Annotated in this window: 21 protein-coding genes; 18 read left to right on the forward strand and 3 right to left on the reverse strand. The window is 63.7% G+C overall.

All coding sequences use genetic code 11. The annotated features are described in order from the left end of the window. Nucleotides 1-34: 34 nt before the first annotated feature. The 13 genes from ychF (at nt 35) to U0004_RS03525 (ending at nt 15688) form a co-directional block, all read left to right on the forward strand. Nucleotides 35-1126 carry a redox-regulated ATPase YchF gene (ychF, locus tag U0004_RS03465; RefSeq protein ID WP_034778348.1) on the forward strand — a complete coding sequence of 364 codons (1092 nt, stop codon included), beginning with the start codon at nt 35-37 and terminating at the stop codon, nt 1124-1126. Between the two features lie 110 nt (nt 1127-1236). Next, nucleotides 1237-2160 carry a glycosyltransferase family 2 protein gene (locus tag U0004_RS03470; protein WP_070259562.1) on the forward strand — a complete coding sequence of 308 codons (924 nt, stop codon included), beginning with the start codon at nt 1237-1239 and terminating at the stop codon, nt 2158-2160. Nucleotides 2161-2215: 55 nt separating this feature from the next. Next, nucleotides 2216-2764 carry a dTDP-4-dehydrorhamnose 3,5-epimerase family protein gene (locus U0004_RS03475; protein WP_080753191.1) on the forward strand — a complete coding sequence of 183 codons (549 nt, stop codon included), beginning with the start codon at nt 2216-2218 and terminating at the stop codon, nt 2762-2764. 18 nt (nt 2765-2782) lie between these two features. After that, a complete protein-coding gene (locus U0004_RS03480) occupies nt 2783-4198 on the forward strand; it encodes a lipopolysaccharide biosynthesis protein (RefSeq protein WP_070259563.1) in 1416 nt (471 codons plus the stop codon). Between the two features lie 121 nt (nt 4199-4319). After that, on the forward strand, nt 4320-4838 hold the full coding sequence (locus tag U0004_RS03485; RefSeq protein WP_070259611.1) for a sigma-70 family RNA polymerase sigma factor: 519 nt from the start codon (nt 4320-4322) through the stop codon (nt 4836-4838). A 3-nt stretch (nt 4839-4841) separates the two neighbouring features. Next, nucleotides 4842-5810, forward strand: coding sequence for a FecR domain-containing protein (locus U0004_RS03490; RefSeq protein ID WP_070259564.1), 969 nt, complete (start codon nt 4842-4844; stop codon nt 5808-5810). A gap of 115 nt (nt 5811-5925) precedes the next feature. Next, the gene (locus U0004_RS03495; protein WP_070259566.1) at nt 5926-7692 is read left to right on the forward strand and encodes an ABC transporter ATP-binding protein; all 1767 of its coding nucleotides are present in this window, start codon (nt 5926-5928) and stop codon (nt 7690-7692) included. After that, entirely contained in the window at nt 7686-9461 is a 1776-nt protein-coding gene (locus U0004_RS03500; protein ID WP_070259568.1) for an ABC transporter ATP-binding protein, read from the forward strand. Before U0004_RS03495 ends, U0004_RS03500 begins: the two co-directional genes overlap by 7 nt. Before the next feature lie 16 nt (nt 9462-9477). Further along, the gene (locus tag U0004_RS03505) at nt 9478-10431 is read left to right on the forward strand and encodes an ABC transporter permease (RefSeq protein WP_174718116.1); all 954 of its coding nucleotides are present in this window, start codon (nt 9478-9480) and stop codon (nt 10429-10431) included. Beyond that, nucleotides 10428-11378 carry an iron chelate uptake ABC transporter family permease subunit gene (locus tag U0004_RS03510; RefSeq protein WP_070259571.1) on the forward strand — a complete coding sequence of 317 codons (951 nt, stop codon included), beginning with the start codon at nt 10428-10430 and terminating at the stop codon, nt 11376-11378. The genes U0004_RS03505 and U0004_RS03510 overlap by 4 nt, the downstream gene beginning before the upstream one ends. Further along, nucleotides 11375-12145, forward strand: coding sequence for an iron ABC transporter ATP-binding protein (locus U0004_RS03515; protein WP_070259573.1), 771 nt, complete (start codon nt 11375-11377; stop codon nt 12143-12145). Before U0004_RS03510 ends, U0004_RS03515 begins: the two co-directional genes overlap by 4 nt. A gap of 1 nt (nt 12146) precedes the next feature. Beyond that, nucleotides 12147-13130 carry a siderophore ABC transporter substrate-binding protein gene (locus U0004_RS03520; protein WP_070259575.1) on the forward strand — a complete coding sequence of 328 codons (984 nt, stop codon included), beginning with the start codon at nt 12147-12149 and terminating at the stop codon, nt 13128-13130. A gap of 104 nt (nt 13131-13234) precedes the next feature. Continuing rightward, nucleotides 13235-15688, forward strand: coding sequence for a TonB-dependent receptor (locus U0004_RS03525; protein ID WP_070259577.1), 2454 nt, complete (start codon nt 13235-13237; stop codon nt 15686-15688). A 2-nt stretch (nt 15689-15690) separates the two neighbouring features. Here the strand turns inward: U0004_RS03525 and U0004_RS03530 are convergent, their stop codons facing one another. Together U0004_RS03530 and U0004_RS03535 are read right to left on the reverse strand one after the other, a co-directional pair. Further along, nucleotides 15691-16527 carry a MipA/OmpV family protein gene (locus U0004_RS03530; protein WP_070259579.1) on the reverse strand — a complete coding sequence of 279 codons (837 nt, stop codon included), beginning with the start codon at nt 16525-16527 and terminating at the stop codon, nt 15691-15693. 23 nt (nt 16528-16550) lie between these two features. Then, nucleotides 16551-17045, reverse strand: a complete 495-nt coding sequence (locus U0004_RS03535; protein WP_139144268.1) for a tetratricopeptide repeat protein — start codon at nt 17043-17045, stop codon at nt 16551-16553. Nucleotides 17046-17178: 133 nt separating this feature from the next. Here U0004_RS03535 and U0004_RS03540 point away from each other — a divergent pair, with 133 nt between their 5' ends. The 3 genes from U0004_RS03540 (at nt 17179) to U0004_RS03550 (ending at nt 20445) form a co-directional block, all read left to right on the forward strand. Then, nucleotides 17179-18273, forward strand: a complete 1095-nt coding sequence (locus U0004_RS03540; RefSeq protein WP_070259582.1) for a type II asparaginase — start codon at nt 17179-17181, stop codon at nt 18271-18273. A 128-nt stretch (nt 18274-18401) separates the two neighbouring features. Beyond that, a complete protein-coding gene (locus U0004_RS03545) occupies nt 18402-19253 on the forward strand; it encodes an MOSC domain-containing protein (protein WP_070259584.1) in 852 nt (283 codons plus the stop codon). 34 nt (nt 19254-19287) lie between these two features. Continuing rightward, nucleotides 19288-20445, forward strand: a complete 1158-nt coding sequence (locus U0004_RS03550; RefSeq protein ID WP_070259586.1) for a GGDEF domain-containing protein — start codon at nt 19288-19290, stop codon at nt 20443-20445. Here the strand turns inward: U0004_RS03550 and U0004_RS03555 are convergent, their stop codons facing one another. After that, nucleotides 20446-22425, reverse strand: coding sequence for a monovalent cation:proton antiporter family protein (locus U0004_RS03555; protein ID WP_034778378.1), 1980 nt, complete (start codon nt 22423-22425; stop codon nt 20446-20448). A gap of 84 nt (nt 22426-22509) precedes the next feature. Here U0004_RS03555 and U0004_RS03560 point away from each other — a divergent pair, with 84 nt between their 5' ends. Beyond that, complete coding sequence (locus U0004_RS03560; RefSeq protein WP_070259613.1) at nt 22510-23544, forward strand: KpsF/GutQ family sugar-phosphate isomerase; 1035 nt, start codon at nt 22510-22512, stop codon at nt 23542-23544. Further along, complete coding sequence (locus U0004_RS03565) at nt 23544-24077, forward strand: KdsC family phosphatase (RefSeq protein ID WP_070259588.1); 534 nt, start codon at nt 23544-23546, stop codon at nt 24075-24077. The genes U0004_RS03560 and U0004_RS03565 overlap by 1 nt, the downstream gene beginning before the upstream one ends. Nucleotides 24078-24079: the final 2 nt, after the last annotated feature.

Below are 24079 nucleotides of genomic sequence, written 5' to 3' on the forward strand. Positions count from 1 at the left end.
CTTGCCGGCAATATTGATTATTTAAAGGTTTTCCATGAGTCTCCAATGCGGTATCGTCGGCTTGCCGAACGTCGGCAAGTCCACCCTGTTCAATGCACTGACGAAAGCCGGCATCCCGGCTGAAAACTATCCGTTCTGCACCATCGAGCCGAACGTCGGCGTCGTCGAAGTGCCGGATCCGCGCATGGATGCGCTGGCCGCCATCGTCAAGCCGGAACGCATGGTCAACGCCATCGTGGAATTCGTCGACATCGCCGGCCTGGTGGCCGGTGCATCGAAGGGCGAGGGCCTGGGTAACCAGTTCCTGTCGCACATCCGCGAAACGGACGCCATCGTCAACGTCGTGCGCTGTTTTGAAGATGACAACGTCATCCACGTGGCCGGCAAGATCAATCCGCTCGACGATATCGAAGTCATCCAGACTGAACTGGCGCTGGCCGACATGGGCACCGTGGAAAAAGCCATCCACCGCGAAAACAAGAAAGCCCGTTCGGGCGACAAGGACGCGGCCAAGCTGCTGGCCATCATGGAACGCATGATGCCTTACCTGAACGATGCCAAGCCCGTGCGCGCCATGGGCCTGGACGCCGACGAAATGGAACTGATCAAGCCGCTCTGCCTGATCACGGCCAAGCCGGCCATGTTCGTGGCCAACGTGTCCGACACGGGCTTCACGAATAACCCGTTGCTGGACCAGCTGACGGCCTACGCGCAATCGCAAAATGCGCCCATCGTCGCCATCTGCGCCGCGCTGGAAGCGGAAATCGCCGACCTGGACGATGCCGACAAGGGCGCTTTCCTGGCCGACATGGGCATGGAAGAGCCAGGCCTGGACCGTCTGATCCGCGGCGCCTACAAGCTGCTGGGCCTGCAAACCTACTTCACGGCTGGCGTGAAGGAAGTGCGCGCCTGGACCATCCATGTGGGCGACACGGCACCGCAAGCGGCCGGCGTGATCCACACCGACTTCGAACGCGGCTTCATCCGCGCGCAAACCATCGCCTATGACGACTTCATCGCCTACAAGGGCGAAGCGGGCGCCAAGGAAGCGGGTAAGATGCGCGCCGAAGGCAAGGAATACGTCGTCAAGGATGGCGACGTGCTGAACTTCCTGTTCAACGTCTAAGGACAGATGCTTGCTGGCGAGCGCCAGCAACATACTGCATTCGTCCATTGCGAAATGCCGCTCAATGTATTTGGGCGGCATTTTTTTGTCTGTGATGTGAAAGGCTTGCCATGCAGTCAGAGAAACACCCGCTCGTTTCCATTGTCATGGCCACGTATAACCGGAGCAATATCCTCGGGTATGCGATTCAATCGGCACTCGCCAGCACCGTGCAGGATTGGGAACTGATTATCGTCGGCGATTGCTGCACCGACGACACTGCCGAGGTGGTCGCCGCGTTCGGCGACGCGCGCATCCGCTTTGTGAACCTGGACACCAATTACGGCGAGCAGACGGGACCCAACAATCTCGGTGTCAGCCTGGCGCGCGGCACCTATCTGGCATTCCTGAACCACGATGACCTGTGGTTGCCCGATCATTTGCAAAGCAGTATCGATGTCCTCGAGCGCGCCGGCGCTGACCTGGTCTTTGGCCAGGGACTGGTAGTCTTGCCGGAGGGATATCACATGGTGGGGGCGGTGGCGGACGGCATGCAACCATACCGTCCGTGGATGGACGTACCGGCCACTCTGTGGGTCATGCGGCGTGAGCTGGCCCTGCAGATCGGGCCATGGCAGCCGTCATGGGAAGTGCGCTGCTGGCCGTCGCAGGCGTGGTTGCACCGCGTGTACCGCGCGGGTCGGCCGATGCTGGCCCATCCCCGCATCGGAGCCATACTGATCCAGTCTGGCAGCCGCAGCAATTCCTACCTGGACCGGCAACACGCCGAGCATGCGTTCTGGTGGGAGCAGATGCAAGATCCGTTGAATATTCTGCAGGCTGTCACCACGCTGTACGGCAAGGTGGGCCATGAGCGTCGCATTGCACCGCTTCAATGTGCGGTCACTGCCATGAAAGCGTTGTCGCGGCGAATGTTATATAGCGTTGGCATGTGGCCGCCACAACCCAGTTATTGGCTTAAATATTGGCGTAAAGGAACGTTTATACGCGAATTGCGCCGCCGCCGGGGATTGAAGGACCTGCCGCGGCGATAGATAATACGGTTGCAATACATAAGAGCATTTTTATAAAATTTCTGGGGGTAATCTGGTGGCTGAGAAAGATAACTGGTTGTTGGCTGGCGCGAAGCAGGATGGCGAAAGCATCACCAAGGAATGGAAGCCGACGACGCCTTCCTTGATCGATGGCGTGATTTTTCAGGAAATCAAGCCTGTCTTGACGGCGTACGGTAGCCTGACTGAAATTTTCCGTACTGAATGGGTGCCCGATGCGGCGCAGATAGGCCAGATATTCGCCTCGACCCTGGAGCCGGGCGGGCTGAGCGCCTGGCATGCGCATGCCATCACGACGGACCGCCTGTTCGTGGCGGCGGGCCAGATGCGCGTGGTGCTGTACGACGCGCGTGCAGATTCGCCCACCTTTGGCATGCTCAACGAATTCAAGCTGGGCACCAAGCGTCCCGGCCTGCTCGTCGTGCCGCCGCGCGTCTGGCATGGCGTGCAGAATTACTGCAGCACGCCAGCCATCCTCGTCAATGCGGTGGACCATGCGTATCGCTATGATGCGCCGGACCACTGGCGCGTGCCGGCCGATTCGGACACGGTGCCGTATCGTTTCTCCAACGACAGGCATGGCTGAGATGCCCTGCCTGGCTGAATGATGCGCCTTACCCGTCTCGCGGGTTTTTCAGCCGGCCCCATCTTGTCGCTGCTGTGCAGCCTTGCCACCGTGCCTGCCGTGGCCTGGCTGTTTCCGCCTGCCGACATCGGCAAGCTGGATTTCTTCATGACCGCGTGCACGGTGGCCGGTTTGCTGCTGTCGCTGGGGCTGGATAAGGCCTTTCTGCATGAATACCATTACAGCACCGTGCGTAGCGACTTGCTGAAGGCGTGCCTGTTGCCGGCCGTGCTGCTGGCTCCCGTGGCGCTGGCCGTGATACTGCTGTTTGCCGCGCCGGTATCGCAACTGTTATTTGACGTTGCGCAACCCGCACTGGCCGTCCTGTTCGCTGCAGGCATGCTGAGCGCCCTGGCCAATCGCCTGATCGCGCAACTCTTTCGCATGCAGGAGCGCGCCTGGATATTCAGCCTGGCGCAGGTGCTGCCAAAAATGACGCTGCTGTTGCTGCTGCCTGTCCTGTGGTGGGATCCGCAGCGCAATTTCGTGCACTTGGCAACCCTGGTCGTGGCCGCCACCTGGCTGGTCACGCTATGGCTGCTGTGGCATGCGCGCGTATCGCTGGCGCAAGCCTGGGCTGCCACCATGGACCGCGTGCTGCTGCGGCGTTTGCTTTCCGAGGCGGGGCCCCTGCTGGTGAGCGGCATTTTCTACCTGTCCATGCTGTCGGCCGGCATGGGCTTGCTGCGTTTCTTTGCCGGCTTTGAGGAACTCGGTATTTATGCGCTGGCCATGCGCGTGGCCGCCGGCGCCTGGCTGGTGCAGTCGATTTTTACGATTGTCTGGGTGCCGCAAGTGCACAAATGGGCCGCCGCCGGTGGCGACCTGTCGAATATTGCCGCCATTTGCCGCCATGCGCAGGCTATCGTGGTCGTGGGCTTTTGCCTGGCGGGCGCCTTGGCCTGGCTGATCGGATGGATATTGCCTCCCAATTATCATGGCGTCGCCTACCTGGCAGTGGCCACCGTGGGCCAGCCGCTGCTGTACGCCCTGGCGGAAGTGACCGGTGTCGGCATCAGCCTGGCCCGCCGTCCTTCCTTATCCATCGCCGCTTTCGCGGCAGGCTTGCTGAGCACCTTGCTGGCGGGCACCGTGCTGGTGCCGCGCTGTGGCGCCACGGGCGCCGCCGTGGCGCAGCTGCTGGGTTTCCTCGTGTATTTTGTCGTCAAGACGGAACTGGGCATGCGCGTCTGGCGTCCGCTGCCGCGCCGCGCGCTGTACCTGAACGCCATCGTGCTGTCGCTGCTGGCGATGGGGCATGCCCTTTTTGCCCAGCGCCTGGGGCTGCTTGCTCCGCTGGCGTGGGGCGTGCTGCTGGCGGCCGCACTGCACGTCTACCGGCCTTCGCTATGGGCCGCCTTCAGGCTGCTCAAGCCGGCCAGGCAGCAGGGCTGACGGCGTTTGCTGCCCGCCGCCGTGTTGCGCTTTCCTTGTTACTCCGCGTACAATGAGAATAATTCTCATTTATAATCCGATGCGCCTGTTCTTGCCGGCCGTTGGCGACAGGAAGGGTATCGTGAGCACCGCCGAGTTAGCGCTTCAGCAGCAAGTCAGTAGTCTTTACACCGACCACCACCACTGGCTGCGTGGCTTGCTGCGCCGTAAACTCGGCAATGCCTTCGATGCGGCCGACCTGGCGCACGATGTGTACCTGCACCTGATGAAGACGGGCAGGGTGCCGCCGGCCGGGGAGTCGCGCCGTCACCTGACGCAGATCGCCAACGGCATGGTCATCGACCTGTACCGCCGCCGCCAGATCGAAACGGCTTACCTGGAAGTGCTGGCCCTGGTGCCCGAAGCGCTGGCGCCGTCCGAGGAAGAGCGCGCCCTGGTGATCGAGGCACTGACGGAAATCGATGCCGTGCTGCACCGGCTGCCCGCCAAGGCGCGCAAGGCATTGCTGCTGTGCAAACTCGATGGCCTGAGCTACCGCGACATCGCCGCCGAGCTGGACGTCTCGGTGTCCTCCGTCGAAAAATACATCGCCGCCGGCTTGCTGGCCTGCTACGAGGCCATGCATGCGCCGGACGCCTGAGCCATGGAGGTGGTGATTGCACCGGCCATCGTGCAGCAGGCAGCCCAGTGGATGGCGCGCCTGTGGTCCGATGACGCCAGCGAGGAAGACCGGGCTGCCTGTGCCCGCTGGCGTGCCGCGCATCCGCACCACGACCTCGCCTGGCAGCGTTTGCAAGCGTTCGAAGGCAAGCTGCACAGCGTGCCGCGCGATGCGGCCCGGCACGCGCTGCGCGAACCGGCGCCGGCCGCCTACCTGAACCGCCGCCGTGCCCTGAAGCTGCTGGCCGTGCTGTTGCCTGTGGGTGGCATGGCGTACTTGCTGCGCGGCACGGATGCCTGGCAAGTGGCCACGGCCAGCCACGGCACCGGCACAGGCGAGATCCGCGAGATTACCCTGCCTGACGGCACGCGCGTGATGCTCGCTTCCGCTTCGGCCATCGACGTGCGCTTCGACGCCAGCGAGCGCTTGCTGATCCTGCGCAGCGGCGAAATCCTCGTCACGACGGCGCACGATCCCGATCCGGCGCAGCGGCCTTTCCGCGTGCAGGGACGCCACGGCACGGTGCGGGCGCTGGGTACGCGTTTTACTTTGCGGCAAGACGAACACACGTCGCGCGTGGCCGTCTTCGAGGGCGCCGTCGAAGTGCGCCTCGCGCATGCACCTGGCCAGGCCGTGCGCATCGACACGGGCTACAGTGCCATCTTCTCGGCCGATATCGTGCAGTCTGGCGCACCCGCGTCCGCCAGCGCCATGGCCTGGAGCAAGGGCGTGCTGGTGGCCGACAACATGCGCCTGGACGAGCTGCTTGCGGAACTGGCCCGCTATCGCCCCGGCCTGCTGCGCTGCGACCCTGCCGTGGCCAGCTTGAGCGTCAATGGCGTATTTTCCCTGCGCGACACGGACCGCGCGCTGCACAACCTGGCGCTGGCCTTGCCCGTGCAAATCGTTGCGCGCACGCGCTACTGGGTGACGGTGCAAGCCATACCCTAAGCCTCTGCCTGACAATTTCGCGGGCCCGATTGAGGGTTTCGCATTCTCGTTCGGGATATAGGGTGAGAGCCACCCTTAATCATTGACCTTATGCACGTTTTCCCCCTCCTTTCCCATGAGTAGCCCAAGCCGCCAGGCCGGCCCGATCAGCCGGATACTCCAGCCCATCCGCGGACGCCTGATCGCCGCCGCCGTGCTGGCCGGCGCTGGTTCCATGCTCACACTGGTACCGCTGGCAGGCATCGCGCAGATCGCGCACATCGCCCTGAACCCCGCGCTGGCGCGGGGCGATGTATGGCAGATCATCATCGCCAGCGTCGCTTGCCTGTTTGCCGGCATGGCCCTGATCTCGCTGGGCGAGCTGGCCGCGCACCTGGCCGACAACCGCCTCACCCATCAACTGCGCCTGCAAGCCATGCAGCGCCTGGGGCAAGTGCCGCTGGGCTGGTTCACCAGCCGCGCTTCGGGCGAGGTCAAGCAGGCGATGCAGGACGATATCAATACCCTGCACAGCCTCACGGCGCACTTCTACACGACGACGGGACGCGCCGTGGGCGCCATCGCCATCTCCATTATTTACCTGTTCGCCATGGACTGGCGTCTGGCCCTCATTGCCATCCTGCCATTTCCCGGCTTCTTCCTGTTCTTTGGCCGTGCCATGAAAGCCAGTGGCGGCAACATGGAACAATTCGTCGCTGGCATGGGGCGCATCAACAATGCCGTGGTGGAGTTCGTCAACGGCATTCCCGTGGTCAAGGCCTTTGGCGCCACGGGACGCGCGCATGGCAGCTACCGTGGCGCCGTCGATGCGTTTGCCGCGGCGTTCGCCGCGTTTACGCGTCCGCTGGTCGGCTCGATGGCGAATGCCAATGCCCTGATCGCGCCCGTCGCCGTGCTGGGCGTGGTGGTGATTGCCGGCACGGCCTTCGTGGCCTTGGAGGCGATGGCGCCCGTGGATATCCTGCCGTTCGCCCTGGTGGCGCCCGGCATTTCCGCGCCCATGCTATTGCTGCATTACCTGACGCATGACCTCAACAATGCCACGGGTGCCGCCCAGCGCGTGCAAGCCTTGCTCGACACGCCCGTACTGGCGCAGCCGGCACCGGATGAGCAGCAGTTGCCTGACGGCACGGAGATTCGCCTGGAAGGCGTCGCTTATGCCTACGATGGGCACAACAAGGTGCTGTCGGACATCACGCTCACTTTGCGTCCTGGCACGGTGACGGCCATCGTCGGCGCCTCCGGTTCCGGCAAGTCGACCCTGGCACGGTTGCTGCTGCGCTTTTTCGATCCCGCTGAAGGACGCATCACCCTCGGTGGCGTCGACCTGCGGTACATCGCCACGCCAGAGCTGTACCGGCGCATCGGTTTTGTGCTGCAGGAAGTGCGGCTGATCCACGCCAGCGTGCGCGAGAACATCGGGCTGGGCCGGCCGTCGGCCAGCTTGCAGGAAATTGAAGCGGCGGCGCGCCTGGCGAACATTCACGAGCGCCTCCTGGCCTTGCCACGCGGCTACGATTCCGTCCTCGGCGAGGATGCGCAACTGTCCGGCGGCGAGTTGCAACGCGTGAGCATCGCGCGCGCCGTGCTGCTCGACCCGCCCGTGCTGGTGCTCGATGAGGCGACGGCCGCGGCCGATGCGGAAAACGAAGTGGCGATCCAGGACGCGCTGTCGCGCTTTGCCCAAGGCCGCACCTTGCTGGTGATCGCGCACCGGCTCGACACGGTCATGCATGCCGACAATATCGTCGTTGTCGAGAACGGTGTCATCGTCGAGCAGGGCAGCCATGCCGGCTTGCTTGCCCACCAGGGCCGCTATGCGCAACTGTGGGCGCTGGGCGGCTATCAAGACACCTCGAAAGAAACGCTGCTCCCATGCTGAAAACATTCATTCAACTGCTGGGCGACGATGCGCCCGTGTTTCGCCGCTACTGTGCCATGGCGCTTGCGTACGGCGTGCTCAGCGGGCTGACGATCACGGCGCTGGTGCTGGCCCTGGGCCGCTTGCTGGCCGGCGATACGGGCGGCGCGGCCCTGTGGCTAATCGTGCTGCTGGCCGGGCTGGTCGCTTGCTGGGCCTGGCGGCGCCAGGTGGAAAAAGCGGGCGTGCGCGTGGGCGTGACGGTCTTGCAAGGGGCGCGCCAGCGCCTGGGCGACCACGTGGCGCGCCTGCCCGTCGGCTGGTTTACGCCGGAGAATACAGCGAAGCTGGGCCACGTCATCACGCAAGGCATGATGAATGTGGCCCAGCTGCCCGCCCACGTGCTCACGCCTGTCATCTGCGGCGCCGTCACGCCCGTGGTGATGCTTGCCGCGCTGTTTGCGCTGCACTGGCAACTGGGTGTCATCGCGTTGCTGGCGCTGCCCTTGCTGGCGGGCGCCTTGCGGCTCACGGCATACCTGGGCCAGCGCGCCGACGATGCCTACCACCATCATTTTGCCCAGACCAGCCAGCGCCTGGTGGAGTTTGCGCAGGCGCAATCGGTGTTGCGCGCCTTCAATGGTAACGGCGGTGGTGCGGCTGACGGCGGCACGCGTTTCCTGCAGCAAGCCATCGACGCGCAGCGCCACGCGGGCACGCGGCTCATTTACCTGTCGGCGCTGTCGTCCGTGCTTAACGCCTGGACCGTGCAAGCCATCTTCGCCGCCTTGCTGGCCGCCGCCGCGCTGTGGTTCAATAGTCTGCTGGGCGGAGCCGCCGCTGCGCAAGACGCCATCGCTGTCATCGTGGCCTTGCTGCTGGTGGTGCGCTTTGTCGACCCGCTGCAGGAAGTGGCCAGCTATGGCGAAGTGCTGCGCGGCGCGCGCGGCCCGCTGGACGCTGCGCGCGATATTTTCGCCGTGCAACCCTTGCCGGAAGCACACAAGCCGCAAGCGCCGCGCGATGGCGCCGTCGAATTGCGCGGCGTAGGTTTTCGCTATGCACAGGATCAGGCCGACGTCTTGACGGATATCAACCTGAAGATTGCGCCGGGCAGCATGACGGCGCTGATCGGCGCCTCCGGCTCCGGCAAGACGACCCTGGTGCGCCTGATCGCGCGCTTCTTTGACGCCAGTGCAGGCACGGTGCTGGTGGGCGGTGTCGATGTGCGCGACATGTCCGGCGAGCAACTGGCCGGCCAGATCAGCCAGATATTCCAGGACAGTTATCTGTTCCAGGGCAGCATCGGCGACAACATCCGCATCGGCAAGCCGGATGCCACCGATGCCGAGGTGCTGGAAGCGGCGCGGCAGGCGGGTGTGTTTGAGATCATCGCCCGCTTGCCGCAGGGGCTCGATACCCTGGTGGGCGAGGGCGGCGCGCGCCTGTCCGGCGGCGAACGCCAGCGTATCGCCATCGCCCGCGCGCTGGTCAAGGATGCGCCGATTCTGCTGGTCGATGAAGCAACAGCCGCGCTCGACGCGGAAAACCAGGCCGCCATCGCCGAAGCGCTGGCGCGGCTGCGCGGCAGGCGCACGGTGATCGTCATCGCGCACCAGCTGTCGACGGTGGCCATGGCCGACCAAATCGTCGTGCTGGACGGTGGCACGATTCGCGAGCAGGGCACGCCAAGCGCCTTGCGCGCGCAGGACGGCCTGTATGCGCACTTCCTGGCGCAGCGCCAGGCGGCCAAGGGCTGGCGCATCGCCTCCGCCGCGCCGCAGCAATGAACGGGATGACGATTTGATACGCGCGAGTCTGCTGTGCCTGTTCTTCCTGCTGTGCTGCGCGTCCTTGCTGGTCGGTGCAAGGCAGATGGAGTGGGCGCAGCTGTTGTCCTCGTCCGACGCGCTGTCCGCCGATGCTTGGCTGACCCTCACGGCCAGCCGGCTGCCACGCTTGGCGGCGCTGGTGCTGACGGGCGTGGGCCTGTCTGTCTGCGGTGTCATCCTGCAGCACATCGTGCGCAACAAATTCGTCGAACCGGCCACCTCGGGCGGCCTCGACGCGGCCAAGCTGGGTATCCTCGTGGCGCTGACCGCGGCGCCCGCGGCGGGCACGGCCGGCAAGATGGCGTTCGCGCTGGCCTTCTGCCTTGCCGCCAGCGTACTGTACGTTGCCCTGATCCGCCGCATCCGCTTCAAGAACACGATACTCGTCCCCGTCATCGGCCTCGTGTATGGCGGCGTGCTCAGCGCCTTGGCCGAATTCTATGCCTACCGCCACAACATCCTGCAAAGCATGCAGGGCTGGCTGCTCGGCGATTTTTCCCGCATCGTGCAGGGCAACTATGAAATCATTTATCTGATCCTGCCCATCGTTGCCCTCACGTATGTGTACGCGCAGCGTTTTACCGTGCTGGGCATGGGCGAGGGCATGGCCACCAGCCTGGGCTTGAACTATGCGGGCACGGTGGCGCTGGGCTTGATACTGGTGGCCGTCACGGTGGCGGCCACGGTGATCACGGTGGGGGCGATCCCGTTTGTCGGGCTGGCCATTCCCAACCTGGTGGCCTTGCGCTACGGCGACAACCTGGCGCGCACCCTGCCCATCGTGGCGCTGGGCGGCGCGGCGCTGCTGCTGGCCTGCGACATCGCCGGGCGCCTGCTGATCTATCCATTCGAAGTGCCGATCGGCCTGACGGCGGGCGGCGTGGGCGGGGTGCTGTTCCTCGTGCTGATCATCCGGGGGCGGCGATGAGGGACGTATTGACGCAACGGATGCTGTGGCTGGCCGTGTTTGCATTGGGGCTGGCTTTCCTCTTCATCGGCGCAAATCTGGATTTCGATTACATCATCCCGAAGCGACTATCGCGCCTGGCCGCCATCGTCATCGGCGGCGTTTGCGTGGCCGTGTCGTCGATCGTGTTCCAGACCATCGCCGGCAACCGCATCCTGACGCCGGCCGTCATGGGCTATGAAGCCGTGTATTTGCTGTTGCAATCGCTGCTGATCCTCGCGATGGGCATGCACAGCGTGGTGCTGCTGGGGCAGAACGGCAACTTCGTGCTGTCCATCGCGCTGATGCTGGCGTATTCCTGGGCCATCCACTATTGGTTGTTTCGTGATGGCAAGAACAACGTGTATTTCCTGTTGCTGCTGGGATTCGTGCTGACGATGGTGATCGGCACATTTACCCAGTTCATCCAGCTGCGCATCAGTCCCGGTGAATTTGCCATTTTGCAGGGTTTCAGCCAGGCATCGTTCAACAAGGCGCAGTCCGCACAATTGCTGTACTCGGCCTTGCTGGTGGGCGCTGCCTGCGTGGCCGTGGTGAAAACCCTGCCGGCGCTCGACGTGCTGGCGCTGGGGCGCGAGCAGGCCATCTCGCTCGGTATCGATTACCGGCGCATGGTGCAGTTGCAACTGGCGCTGATCGCCGTGCTGGTGGCCGTGTCGACAAGCTTGCTGGGGCCCACGGCCTTTATGGGCATCTTTGTAGCGAACACGACTTATGCCCTGGCCCGCACGGCACGCCACAGGGTCACCTTGCCCTTGGGCTGCGCCATCGCCATCGCCATCTTTCTGGCCGCCCAGCTGCTGGTCGAGCACGTTTTCAACTACCGGACCACGGTTGGCATCCTCGTCAACCTGGTGTGCGGCGCGTATTTCCTCGCGCTCATGGTCCGAACCCGGGGCACCGCATGATCCACGTCAACCATATCAAAAAAAGCTACGGCGCCAGGCGCGTGCTGGACAACGTCAGCGCGCAGTTTCCCAAGGGTAAAGTGACGTCCTTGATCGGCCCGAACGGCGCCGGCAAGACGACCTTGCTGATGCTCATCGCGCGCCTGCAGGAAGCGAATGGCGGCGAGATTACGATAGACGGGCGCAGCATCGCGCACATCAAGATCCAGGACTATGCGCGACTGGTGGCTACCCTGCGCCAGTCGCCCGATTTTCATCTGCGCCTGACGGTGGAAGAACTGGTCGCCTTCGGCCGTTTTCCTTACAGCCGAGGTAGCTTGACGCCGCAAGACCGGCAAGCCATCGATGACGCCATCGCCTTCTTGTCGCTGGAAAACTTGCGCGCCGCCTACGTCGATGAGCTGAGCGGCGGCCAGCGGCAGATGGCTTTCCTGGCCATGACGATTGCCCAGCAGACGGACATTTTGCTGCTTGACGAGCCGCTCAACAACCTCGACATGAAGCACGCCGTGCAGATCATGCGCGCGCTGCGGCGCCTGTGCGACGAGCAGGGCCGCACCGTGATTCTGGTGATCCACGACATCAATTTCGCCGCCAATTATTCCGACCACATCGTCGCCATGCAGGGCGGCGCCGTGCGCTTTTCCGGCCCCGCCCACGAGGTCGTGACGGAACAGCGCTTGCGGGCGCTGTACGACATCGATTTTCACATCGTGCGCAACGAGCGCGGCTGCGTCTGCAATTACTTTACCCCCACAGGAGCTTGAGATGATCTGGAACAAATCCCGCTGCGCGCTGGCCGTGCTGCTCGCCGCCATGGCCGCCCTGCAAGGCTGCCGCGACAAGGCGGCCACGGCGCCGCCAGCGCCGGCCGCTTCCGCGTCAGAGCAGGCATTTACCCCCATCACCATCGTGCACAAGCTGGGCACGACGGTGGTCACACATCGTCCGCAGAGGGTGGCCGTGCTCGACATGAACGAAGTTGATTTTCTCGACCAACTGGGCGTGCCCGTGGCCGGCATGGTGAAGGATTACGTGCCGCATTTCCTCACCCGCTACAAGGATGACCAGGCCATCCGCGACCTGGGCGCCATCGTGCAGCCCAATCTCGAGCACATCCACGCGCTCCAGCCCGATCTGATACTGATGACGTCGATCCAGGCCAACCACTACAAGGAACTGAGCCAGATCGCGCCCACCTTGCATTTCGACGTGGATTACCAGAACAGCGAGAGCAAGCACATCGACGTGGTCAAGCAACACTTGCTGACCCTGGGGAGCATCTTCGGCAAGGAAGATATCGCCAGCCGGAAAGCGCAGGAGCTGGACGCCAAGGTGGCGGACGCGCGCAAGGTGATTCAGGACCGTCCCGAAAAAGCGCTGATCGTGCTGCACAACAATGGCGCCTTCAGCGCGTTCGGCGTGCAGTCGCGCTACGGTTTTGTCTTCGATGCGCTGGGCGTGAAACCTGCCAGCACAGCCGTCGAGGCGGGCTTGCATGGCCAGCCGATTTCCAGCGAATTCATCCAGCAAGCCAATCCCGACATCATCTATGTGGTGGACCGCACGGCCGTGATGGAACACCGTCCCGTCATGACGGCCGAGCAGATGGCCAATCCACTGCTGCGCCAGACCAATGCCTGGAAGAATGGCCGCGTGGTCTTTGTCGATGCCGACGCCTGGTACATCACGGCGGCGAGCGTGACGTCGCTGAAGCGGGTGATCGACGATGTGCTGAAGGGCTATCAATAGTCGATAATTTTCGTAATGATTCGTATTTGCATTGAGGGTTTTGCCTTTTCGTTCGGGAGATAGGGTGAGAGCAAGCAATCATCCCATCTGAAAGGATTTACTGTATGACCCAACGCATGGCAACGCGCCACCTTCCCGCCTTGAACCTGAGCCGCATCGCCACCGCCGTGCAACTGGCGCTTATCACGGGCTTGACCGCAGGGGTGCTGGGCGTGGCGGCCCCGTCAGCCTACGCGCAAGCGGGGGCGGGCCAGGCCCGGCAAGCGTTCAGCGTGCCGGCCGGTACACTGGGCCTGGCCCTCAATACCTTTGCCGCCGAGGCGGGCGTTGAATTGACGGTCGAGGCTAGCCTGCTGCAAGGCAAGAGCAGCGCCGGCCTGTCCGGCAGCTACAGCGTGCCTGAAGGCTTTTACGAGTTGCTGCGCGGCCACGGCTTGCAAGCCGTGCGCGAGGGTAATGGCAGCTACACGGTGCGCCGCGAAGCGGCGCATAGCGCCGCCGCCGAGGCTGCCGCCACCATGCCTGCCGTGACGGTATGGGGCAAGGGCAATGCGGTGACGGATGCCTACGCAGGCGGCCAAGTGGCGTCCGGCGGCCGCGTGGGATTCCTGGGAGACAAGGACTTCATGGAAACCCCGTTCAACACCATCAGCTATACGGATAAATTCATCGAAGACCGGCAGGCGCGCGACATCACCGATGTGATTTCCGCCACCGACCCTACCGTCTTCAGCAGCGGCATGACGGGCATCATTGGCGAGAATTATTCGATACGGGGCTTCAGCTCGAATATCGGCGACGTCGCGTTTGGCGGCCTGTACGGCATCTCGCCCTACTACCGCACGTCGCCTGAAATGTTCGAGCGCATCGAGGTGCTGAAGGGACCGTCAGCCTTGCTTAATGGCATGCCGCCGGGCGGCTCGGTGGGCGGCAGCATCAACCTCGTGCCCAAGCGCGCGGGCGATGCGCCGCTGGCGCGGGTGACGGCGTCGTATATGTCGGACGCGCAATGGGGCGGCCATGTGGACCTGGGCCAGCGGTTCGGCGAGCATCAACAGTTCGGCATCCGCGTCAACGGCGTCTACCGCGATGGCGACGGCGCCATCGACCATCAGAAAAAGAAGACCGAGCTCGTCTCCGTGGGCCTGGACTGGCGTGGCAACGGTGCGCGCCTGTCCGCCGACCTGTATCACAGCGAGGACCGCGCCGATGGCTTGAACCGGGGCGTCAATCTGGCCGCCGGCTTGCCCGTGCCGCGTCCGCCGAAAGCGGAAACCTTATTAAATCCCAGCTGGGCGTTCTACGATACCAGGGACAAGGGCGCCATGCTGCGCGGCGAGCTGGACTTGAATGCGCAAGTGATGGCGTATGCCGCCGTGGGCGCCAGCCGGGCCGACTACCAGTCGACGGGAGCGTACCTGATCCAGGTGTTCAACACGGCTGGCGACTACCGCACCAATCTTGCCGACCTGGGTTTCGACGTGGAAAAGCAATCGGCGGAAGCGGGCTTGCGGGGCAAGCTGCGCACGGGCGATATCGGCCATCAATGGGCCGTCAACGCCACCTATTATCACCATACGGACAAGCAGTACGGCCGCAGGAATACCCTGGCGAAAGACTGGATCACGAATATCTACAACCCCGTCTGGGGGCCGGCGACGCGCTTCGAGGCGCCGCAAATTTCCAAGGCAGAACTGCGCCTGGCCAGTGTCGGGCTGGTCGATACGCTTTCTTTTGCGCAAGACACCGTGCAGCTGACGGTGGGCTTGCGCCGCCAGGAAGTGCTCAGCGATAACTTCAACATCAAGACGGGCGCGCGCACCTCGCGCTATGACGAAGGCGCCACCACGCCGGCCGTCGCCCTGCTGGTCAAGGCCAGCAAGACGATTTCCCTGTACGGCAACTACATCGAAGGCTTGAGCCAGGGTGCCACGGCGCCGTTGACGGCGGCCAACTCGGGCGAGGTCTTTGCGCCGTACAAGTCGAAGCAGGCGGAGCTTGGCCTCAAGGTCGACCTGGGCGAGTTCGCGCATACGGTCAGCGTGTATGAAATCAAGCGGCCCAGCAGCTATGTCGACCCGGTCAGCAATATCTTTTCCTTTGGCGGCGAACAACGCAACCGCGGCATCGACTGGGGCTTCTTCGGTTCGCCCTTGCGCGACGTGCGCCTGATGGGCGGCGTGGCGTATGTCGATCCCGTCTTGAGCAAGACGGTGGGCGGCGCCAACCAGGGCAAACAGGCCACGGGCGTGCCCAAGCTGCAAGCCAAGCTCGGTGTCGAATGGGATACGCCCGTCATCCCCGGCGTGACCCTGACGGCAAATGCGACGGCGGCATCGAAGCAGTACATCAATGCCGACAATTCGATGTCCGTGCCGGGCCGTACCGTGTTTGACGTGGGTGCCCGCTATGCGACGCAGGCGGCTGGCCGGCCCCTGACCGTGCGCGCCAGCGTGACGAACGTCGGCAACAGGGCGTACTGGGCGCTGCCGCAATGGACCAGCCTGGGCCTGGGCGCGCCGCGCACCGTCATGCTGTCTGCCACGACGGAGTTTTAAGCCTATTCGTCCGGGCCCCGTGCCAGGCTGCTTGAACGTTGCCACGTCCACATCAGGCCGATGCCGGCCGAGGTGCCGCTGCTCTGGCGCAACAGGGGGCTGGCGCGGTTGGCGGCGCCTGTGTAAGTGTCGTAGCGTACAAAGGCAAAGGCGCGCCAGTCCCGCTGCAGCCGGTACGAACCACCGAGGCCCAGGCGCGTGAGCATCAGCCCGCCTTTTGCCGCATACGCCGGGCGCTGAGCGGTGGCAAACGCGGGGCTGACGCCATACAAGTAATCGTTGATGGAGGCATTGCCCAGCACGGCGCCCAGGCTGGCATCGACATGCCATGCCTGCTGATCGCCTTGCAGCGCGTACACGAGGCGCGGTTCGAACGTGGCGCCCTGGCGGCGCAGGCCGCCGCGCGCTTCGATGACGGCGCGCAAGGGCAGTTCCAGGCCCAGACGGCTGTGTTGCGTCGGCTCGGCCAGCTTGATTTTCAGGCGCGGGCCAAATTCCACCAGGGTGCCCAGGTCCGACATGCCGCGCCGGGCCGGCACGTCGCTGGATCTGGCCGGCAGCGACAGGGCAAAACCGATATCGAAATCGAGGCGCTCTGTATTGAGCAGGCGCGCGCCCACGCCGGAACGGTCGGCGCGCAGCACTTTCCCGCGATAAATCAGATAGGGCAGGGCCAGCGTGCGCGTCGAGCGCTCGCTGGCGCCCGGATAGGCGGGCGTGACGGCCGTGCCGCCGAAGACGCCCGCTTCCCATAAGGGTAATGCCGGCTCTGCGGCGCATGCGGGCGCCATTGCTGCCAGGAGCAGGGGTGTTGTCAGCAGCGTACGGGCGATGCTCATCGACGGGCTCCCATGCAGCGTGACTAGGGTGGTGTGCTGCAAGGCTTGCCCACCGGCAGCGATTCCCGGTCGGCAAAGGCACCCAGCGCCGACGCTTGAGGCCCGCCCAGCTCATTGCGCACGGCCAAGGCTTCCGTCGCCTTGCCCTGGCGTTCATACTGGTCGATCAGCGCCTTGTAGCTGAGGGCGCTCGAGTATTCGCTCTTCTTTGCCAGCGCGATGGCCTGGCGGAAATGAAATTCGGCCGCATCGTAGCGGCAGGCCCCGCTGGCGGCGCGTCCCGCCTGGTGGTGCAGCCGCGCCTGCCAAGCGAAGTCGCCCCGGCCCAGTTCGACATTCGCGACGGCGTCCGCGTAGCTGCGCATGGCTTGCGCCCAGTCGCCCTGGCTGGCCGCCTCGCGTGCGAACTGCTCCTGCTGCGCGGCCGTGCGCAGTTCGGTTTGCGTGGAGCAGGCGCCCAGCGCGATCAGGATCAGCGGCAGGACGAAGCAAGAGCGGAAGGGGAGCAGTGTGGACATGGCGCCACTGTAGCGCATGGGAAGGCGCGCACGTTTGTGCGATACGCATGAATTCGGGATTTGCCCCGGCATGGATGGCATATAATTTGCACACGACTTTGTTATTTTTGACAGTACACTTCACGGGAGCACCATGTTTTCACGCAAATTCCATTCTTGTGCACAGCTGATGCTGGCTACCTTGCTGATGGGCTTTATCGCCGCCTCCCCGGCGCGCGCGCAGCAGGCGGCCGTCAAATTGCCGAACGTGGTGATCCTGGCCACGGGCGGCACTATCGCCGGCAGCGGCGCCGACAGCACCACCACCGTTGGCTACACCTCGGCCACCGTGGGCGTCGAGCGCCTGATCGCGGCCGTGCCGGAATTGAAGAAAGTGGCGAATGTGAAAGGCGAGCAAGTGTTCCAGATCGCCAGCGAAAGCATGGGCAACAGCCACTGGCTGACCCTGGCCAAGCGCATCAACGTGCTGCTGGCCTCGAACGATGTCGATGGCGTCGTCGTCACGCACGGTACGGACACGATCGAGGAAACGGCGTACTTCCTGAACCTGACCGTGAAAAGCCACAAACCGGTGGTGGTCGTGGGCGCCATGCGTCCATCGACGGCCATCTCGGCTGACGGCCCCATCAATCTGTACAACGCCGTGATGCTGGCGGGCAGCAAGGAAGCCGTGGGCAAGGGCGTCTTGGTGGCCTTGAACGACCAGATCAACGCCGCGCGCGAAGTGACCAAAACCAACACCTCGACCACCGACACCTTCAAGTCGCCGGAACTGGGCATGCTGGGCTACATCCAGGGCAGCAAGGCCTTCTTTTACCGCCAGTCGACCCGCAAGCACACCTTGGAATCGGAATTTGACATCAGCAAGCTCGATGCTCTGCCACAAGTGGATATCGTCTACGGCTACGCGAACATGAACCGTGTCGGCATCGATGCCTTCATTGCTGCTGGCGCCAAGGGCATCATCCACGCGGGCGTGGGCGATGGCAGCGTGGCCGCGCAAATGAAGCCGGCCCTGGTGGAAGCGCGCCAGAAGGGCGTGCTGATCGTGCGTTCGAGCCGCGTCGGCCAGGGCATCGTGGCGCGCAATGGCGAAGCCAACGACGATGAACTCGACAGTGTCGTATCCGACACCCTGAACCCGCAAAAAGCCCGCATCCTGCTGATGCTGGCCCTGACCAAAACGAATAGCACGCAAGAAATTCAGCGTATCTTCTATACCTATTGATCGCGGTCATGCCGGCCCAGCCACTGCGGCTGGGCCTGGTAGATTTACGCTTGCCCGCTTTGCTGCCATACTTCGCTTCTGAATAATTTCCTGGCAGAAGCAGCAATACTGTTCCTTCTCCCCTGTCCATGGCTATCCTGTCCGACATCATCCTGTATCCGATCAAATCGTGCGCCGGCATCCATTTGCGCGAGGCCGTCCTGACGCGTTCCGGGCTGATGAGCGAGCACGTGTTCGACCGCGAATGGATGCTGGTAGATGCGCAAGGCCGCTTCCTGACCCAGCGCGAATATCCGCGCATGGCGCTGATCGTGCCATCCATCAAGGCCACGACCCTGGAATTGCGCGCGCCGGGCATGCTGCGCCTGGAAATCGAGCTGGGCTTGCCGCACCCGCAACTGGCACCGATGCTGGACGTGCAAGTGTGGGACGATACCGTGCGCGCCTACGATTGCGACGACGTCACGGCCACGTGGTTTTCCAAGGCCATCGGCGTGCCGTGCCGCCTGGCGCGCTTTCACCCGGACGTGGTGCGCGCCACCAGCACCAAATGGACGGATGGCGTGGCTGCCTCGACCATGTTTGCCGATGGCTATCCCGTGCTGATCGCCGGTGCCGCCTCGCTAGCCGATGTCAATGACAAGCTGCGCGCCGCCGGCCGTGAAGCGCTGCCGATGAACCGTTTCCGTCCCAACCTCGTCATTGGCGACATCGGCGCCTTCGAGGAAGACTACGCGGACTTCCTGCAATTCGGCGCGACCACCTTGAAACCCGTCAAGCCGTGTTCGCGCTGCCCGATCCCGTCGGTGGACCAGGCCACGGGCGTGCCCGGCCCGGACCCGCTCGACGTCATGCATGGCTATCGCGCCAAACCCGAGCTCGACGGCGCCATCTGCTTCGGCATGAACGCCATCGTCACCGAAGGCGGCGATGAGCGTATCGTGGTGGGGCAGGACATCGGTTTCGAACTGGCATTTTAAGCATGGCGCCCGCACACAAGGGTTTAAGGTTTCTATGAATCAAGCAATACCGCCGGACCCGCGCATTGCCAGCCTCGAAGCCGAAAACCAGGCTTTGCGCGCGCGCATGGCTTTCCTGCTGGAACAGGTCGAGCGCAACCACGACATCATGTGCCGGCACCAGGCGTTCGACCTGGAAATCGTCAGCGCGTCCACCTTTCCCGAATTGATCGGCACCATCTTCCGCACCTTGCCCGTGATTTCCGACCTCGACGGCGTCACCCTCAGCCTGCTCGACGAGGATGACGATATCGTGCTGGTGATGGAAAAGCTGGGCGTCGATTTCAGCGCCTTCCCGCAGTTGCTGTTTGTGCATGCCGTGGCGGAGCTGGGTTTTGCTCCGCCGGCGTCCGTGGCCGAGGGGGAGGCGGCCTTGCCGCCGCTGCCGCTGCTGGGTGCCTTCGACGCGGCCGTGCATGGCCCGCGTTTTCCGCAGATCGACGCTCTGCGCAGCGTGGCGCTGGTGCCCTTGCTGCGCAACAAGCGCCTGATTGGCAGCCTGAACCTGGCCAGCAGCGACGTGACGCGCTTTACGCCCGCGCTGGGCACGGATTTCATCAAGCACATGGCGTCCATCATCGCCATATGCCTGGAAAACGTGATCAGCAATGAAATGCTCAAATACATCGGCTTGACCGATTCCTTGACGGGCGTCTACAACCGGCGCTATATCGACCGCCGGCTGCTGGAGGAAATCGCCCGCGCGCGGCGCCAGAATTATTGCATCTCATGCATGTATATCGACATCGACCATTTCAAATTGGTCAATGACACGCATGGCCACCAGGGCGGCGATGAAGTGCTGCGCGAGGTGGCCACGCGCATCCGCACGGAATTGCGCCGCTCCGATGCGCTGGGCCGTTTCGGCGGCGAGGAATTCGTCGTCCTGCTGATCGACGCCGACCTCGATAGCGCGACCTTTGTTGCCGAACGCATTCGCGCCAGCATCGCCGGCACCATGTTTGACTTGCCGGGCAGCGCGCAAGCGTGGGTCAGCGTGTCGATCGGCGTGGCCAGCCTGGAAGCGGACGCGGCGCTACTCCCCATCGAAACGGTGGCGCAGCAGCTGGTGGCGCACGCTGACCAGGCCCTGTATCAGGCCAAGGCCGATGGTCGCAACAAGGTCGTCAGCTGGCAGGCGCAGCCCGGCTAATTATTTCAATAGCAAGGTTTCTGCTTTGGCCACGGCGTCGGCCGTGCCGCGCAGCACCACCACGTCGCCGCTGGCCAGCTGCGTCTCGGGGGTAACATCAAGGCGGCCCCGGCCGCGGCGGATGGCGGTCACAAACGCGCCGCAGCCGGCCACGTCGATCGTGCTCAAGGGCAGTCCCACGCAGTGCGCGCCCTCGTTGACGGTGACCGTATGCAGGCGTTCCAGCTCGGCATCGTCGCCCGCGTCGCTGGAACCGTGGAAATAGCCGCGCAAGGACGCATAGCGTTCTTCGCGCGCCGCCTGCACCCGGTGCACGACGCGGCGCAGGGGCACGCCCATCATGATCAGCGCATGCGAAGCGAGCATCAGGCTGCCTTCCATCAATTCCGGCACCACTTCGGCCGCGCCCGCCTTCTTCAGCTGGTCGAGGTCGGTATCGTCGTGGCTGCGCACGATGACGGGTAGGGTTGGCGCCATTTCGTTGAGCAAATGCAATAACTTCAGTGCCGAAGGCGTATTCGCATACGTGATCACCACGGCGCTGGCCCGGTAGATGCCGGCCGCCACCAGGCTTTCGCGCCGGCCTGCGTCGCCATACGAGACATGGGCGCCGGCCAGCTGCGCTTCCTGCACCCGTTCCGGGTCCAGGTCCAGCGCGTGGTATTCGATCTTTTCTTCCGCTAGCAGGGTGGCCAGGCTTTGTCCGCTGCGCCCGAAGCCGGCGATCAGCACGTGTTTCTGCGACGCCATGGTGCGCGTGGCGATCTTGGTCAGCGCCAACGATTGCATCATCCAGTCGTTGGCCGCCAGTTTCATGACGATGGCGTCGGACTTGGCGATGAGGAAGGGCGCCACCAGCATCGACAGCACCATCGACGCCAGCACCACCTGCACGACGAACGGGTCCATCAGCTTGATGCCGCCAGCCAGGTTCAGCAGCACGAAGCCGAACTCGCCCGCCTGCGCCAGTCCCAGCCCCGTGCGCAGGGCCACGCCGTTGCTGGAGCCGAACAGCCGGGCCAGCCCCGCGATCAGGGCGAATTTGAGCAGCACGGGGCCGCACAGCAGCAGCAGGACGAGCCACCAGTTCTCAAACACCACACGGATATTGAGCAGCATGCCGACGGTGATGAAGAACAGGCCCAGCAGCACGTCGCGGAAGGGCTTGATATCCTCTTCCACCTGGTGCTTGAATTCCGTCTCGGAAATGAGCATGCCAGCAACAAACGCTCCCAGGGCCAGCGACAGTCCTGCCCGTTCCGTGATCCAGGCCGCGCCCAGGGTAATCAGGAGCAGGTTGAGCATGAATAACTCTTGCGAGCGGCGTTTGGCGACGATGGTCAGCCAGCCGCGCACCAGCTTCTGGCCGATGAAAAGCAGCAAGATCAGCACCACCAGGGCCTTGCCGCCGGCCCAGGCCAGGGTTTCGGCCAGGTTGTCCGAATCGCGCGTGAGGGCGGGAATGAGGATCAGCAGGGGCACGACGGCCAAGTCCTGGAACAGCAAAATACCGATGATCTTGCGGCCGTGTTCGCTTTCGAGTTCCAGCCGTTCCGTGAGCATTTTCGAGACGATGGCCGTCGACGACATGGCCAGCGCGCCGCCCAGGGCGAAGGCGGCTTGCCAGCTCAGGTGGATGTAGGCGGACAGGTAATGTCCGACGAACCAGCCGAAGAAGACGGTGGCGATGATGGTGGTGACCACCTGCGCCATGCCAAGGCCGAAGACGATGCGCCGCATGGCGAGGAACTTGGGCAGGGAAAACTCGAGCCCGATGGAAAACATCAGGAAGACGACGCCGAATTCGGCCAGGGTGTGGCTGGCCTCGTTTTCCGCCGCCAGGCCCAGCGCGTGGGGGCCGATGACGATGCCGACGGCCAGGTAGCCCAGCATGGGCGGCAAATGCAACATTCTGAAAGCGACCACGCCCAGCACGGCGCTGCCGAGTAACATCAGGGTCAGTTCAAGCGAGGAAAACATGGGTTGCCCGGTGCGGTCAATGGAAATCGTTGTTTGTTGTGACTGGCAAGTTTTTTGCTTTCCTAATTCGTTTATACTTTGGGCATGAGTGTAACCCATGAAAAAACAATGCTGAAAGCTTTTGATCGAATTGACATGCAAGCGACGACCGAGCGCGCCGTCGCGCTGGCCCGCACCACCTTGCAGATCGAGTCCGACGCCATCGTTGCGCTGCACGCGCGCCTGGCCACGGACGACAGCGTGGGCCGCGCCGTGGCGATGTTGTTGCAATGCAAAGGAAGAGTCGTCGTCTCCGGCATTGGCAAATCCGGCCATATCGCGCGCAAGATTGCCGCCACCCTCGCTTCCACCGGCACGCCGGCCCTGTTCGTGCATCCGGCCGAAGCGGCCCATGGCGACCTGGGCATGGTCACTTCGGAAGATGCTTTTATTGCCATATCGTACTCCGGCGAATCGTCGGAACTGATGGCCATCATGCCCGTCGTCAAGCGCATGGGTGGCGTGCTGATTTCCATGACGGGCAAGCCGAATTCGAGTCTGGCGCAATTGGCCGACGTGCACCTGGATATTTCTGTTGAGAAAGAAGCCTGTCCGCTGAATCTGGCGCCGACGGCCAGCACCACCGTCACTCTGGCCCTGGGCGACGCGCTGGCCGTGGCCTTGCTCGACTTGCGCGGCTTCAAGGAAGAAGATTTCGCCCGCTCGCACCCGGGCGGCGCCCTGGGCCGTCGCCTGCTCACGCACGTGCATGATGTCATGCGCAGCGGCGAACGCGTGCCGAAAGTACCCGTGCAGGCTTCCTTGCTGCAGGCGCTGGAAGAAATGACGAAAAAAGGCATGGGCATGACGGCCGTCGTCGACGCGGACAACCGTCCCGTGGGCGTGTTTACGGATGGCGACTTGCGCCGCATGTTCGAGCGCGTGCAGGATTTCACGCAAGTGGCGATCCGCGACGTCATGCATGCGCAGCCGCGCAGCATCGCGCCCGAACGCCTGGCCGTGGACGCCGTGGCCGTGATGGAGCAGTTCCGCATCAACCAGATGCTGGTCGTCGATGCCGACGGCAAACTGGTGGGCGCGCTGCATATCCATGATCTGACGCAAGCGAAGGTGATCTGATGGATAGCGTCGCGGACAACCTGGCCCGCGCGGCCAAGGTCAAACTGATGATCTTTGACGTCGATGGCGTGCTCACCGACGGCAGCCTGCATTTCGGCCCGGACGGCGAGATGATGAAAACGTTTAATGTGTATGATGGCCTGGGCATCAAGCTGCTGCAGGAATCGGGCGTGCAGACGGCCATCATCAGCGCGCGCCGCTCGCCCATCACGGCGCGCCGCGCGCAAGACCTGGGCATTACCCACGTGCACCAGGGCGGCCACGACAAGCTGACGCCGTTTCGCGAACTGCTGACGCTGACGGGCTTGACGGAAGAGCAATGCGGCTATATCGGCGACGACGTCATCGATGCGCCCATCCTGAAACGCGTCGGCTTTGCCGTCAGCGTGCCGGGCGGACGCCCGGAAGTGCAGGGCCTGGCCCACCATGTGACGCAGGCCGGCGGCGGCCGCGGCGCGGTGCGCGAGATCTGCGAATTCCTGCTGCGTGCCCAGGACAATTATGCGCGCGTCATGGCGCCGTTCCTGGAGTGAGG

Origin of the sequence: Janthinobacterium lividum (genome assembly GCF_034424625.1) — a bacterium.
Classification (GTDB): domain Bacteria; phylum Pseudomonadota; class Gammaproteobacteria; order Burkholderiales; family Burkholderiaceae_D; genus Janthinobacterium; species Janthinobacterium lividum.

Bases quoted from the DNA above. Each gene is read 5' to 3' on its own strand.
- U0004_RS03545 (WP_070259584.1), top strand. From the start codon at position 18,402: ATGGCTATCCTGTCCGACATCATCCTGTATCCGATCAAATCGTGCGCC.
- U0004_RS03525 (WP_070259577.1), top strand. From the start codon at position 13,235: ATGACCCAACGCATGGCAACGCGCCACCTTCCCGCCTTGAACCTGAGC.
- U0004_RS03565 (WP_070259588.1), top strand. From the start codon at position 23,544: ATGGATAGCGTCGCGGACAACCTGGCCCGCGCGGCCAAGGTCAAACTG.
- U0004_RS03560 (WP_070259613.1), top strand. From the start codon at position 22,510: ATGAGTGTAACCCATGAAAAAACAATGCTGAAAGCTTTTGATCGAATT.
- U0004_RS03550 (WP_070259586.1), top strand. From the start codon at position 19,288: ATGAATCAAGCAATACCGCCGGACCCGCGCATTGCCAGCCTCGAAGCC.
- U0004_RS03515 (WP_070259573.1), top strand. From the start codon at position 11,375: ATGATCCACGTCAACCATATCAAAAAAAGCTACGGCGCCAGGCGCGTG.
- U0004_RS03495 (WP_070259566.1), top strand. From the start codon at position 5,926: ATGAGTAGCCCAAGCCGCCAGGCCGGCCCGATCAGCCGGATACTCCAG.
- U0004_RS03540 (WP_070259582.1), top strand. From the start codon at position 17,179: ATGTTTTCACGCAAATTCCATTCTTGTGCACAGCTGATGCTGGCTACC.
- U0004_RS03555 (WP_034778378.1), bottom strand. From the start codon at position 22,425: ATGTTTTCCTCGCTTGAACTGACCCTGATGTTACTCGGCAGCGCCGTG.
- U0004_RS03530 (WP_070259579.1), bottom strand. From the start codon at position 16,527: ATGAGCATCGCCCGTACGCTGCTGACAACACCCCTGCTCCTGGCAGCA.
- U0004_RS03520 (WP_070259575.1), top strand. From the start codon at position 12,147: ATGATCTGGAACAAATCCCGCTGCGCGCTGGCCGTGCTGCTCGCCGCC.
- U0004_RS03500 (WP_070259568.1), top strand. From the start codon at position 7,686: ATGCTGAAAACATTCATTCAACTGCTGGGCGACGATGCGCCCGTGTTT.
- U0004_RS03535 (WP_139144268.1), bottom strand. From the start codon at position 17,045: ATGTCCACACTGCTCCCCTTCCGCTCTTGCTTCGTCCTGCCGCTGATC.
- U0004_RS03470 (WP_070259562.1), top strand. From the start codon at position 1,237: ATGCAGTCAGAGAAACACCCGCTCGTTTCCATTGTCATGGCCACGTAT.
- U0004_RS03510 (WP_070259571.1), top strand. From the start codon at position 10,428: ATGAGGGACGTATTGACGCAACGGATGCTGTGGCTGGCCGTGTTTGCA.
- U0004_RS03490 (WP_070259564.1), top strand. From the start codon at position 4,842: ATGGAGGTGGTGATTGCACCGGCCATCGTGCAGCAGGCAGCCCAGTGG.
- U0004_RS03480 (WP_070259563.1), top strand. From the start codon at position 2,783: ATGATGCGCCTTACCCGTCTCGCGGGTTTTTCAGCCGGCCCCATCTTG.
- ychF (WP_034778348.1), top strand. From the start codon at position 35: ATGAGTCTCCAATGCGGTATCGTCGGCTTGCCGAACGTCGGCAAGTCC.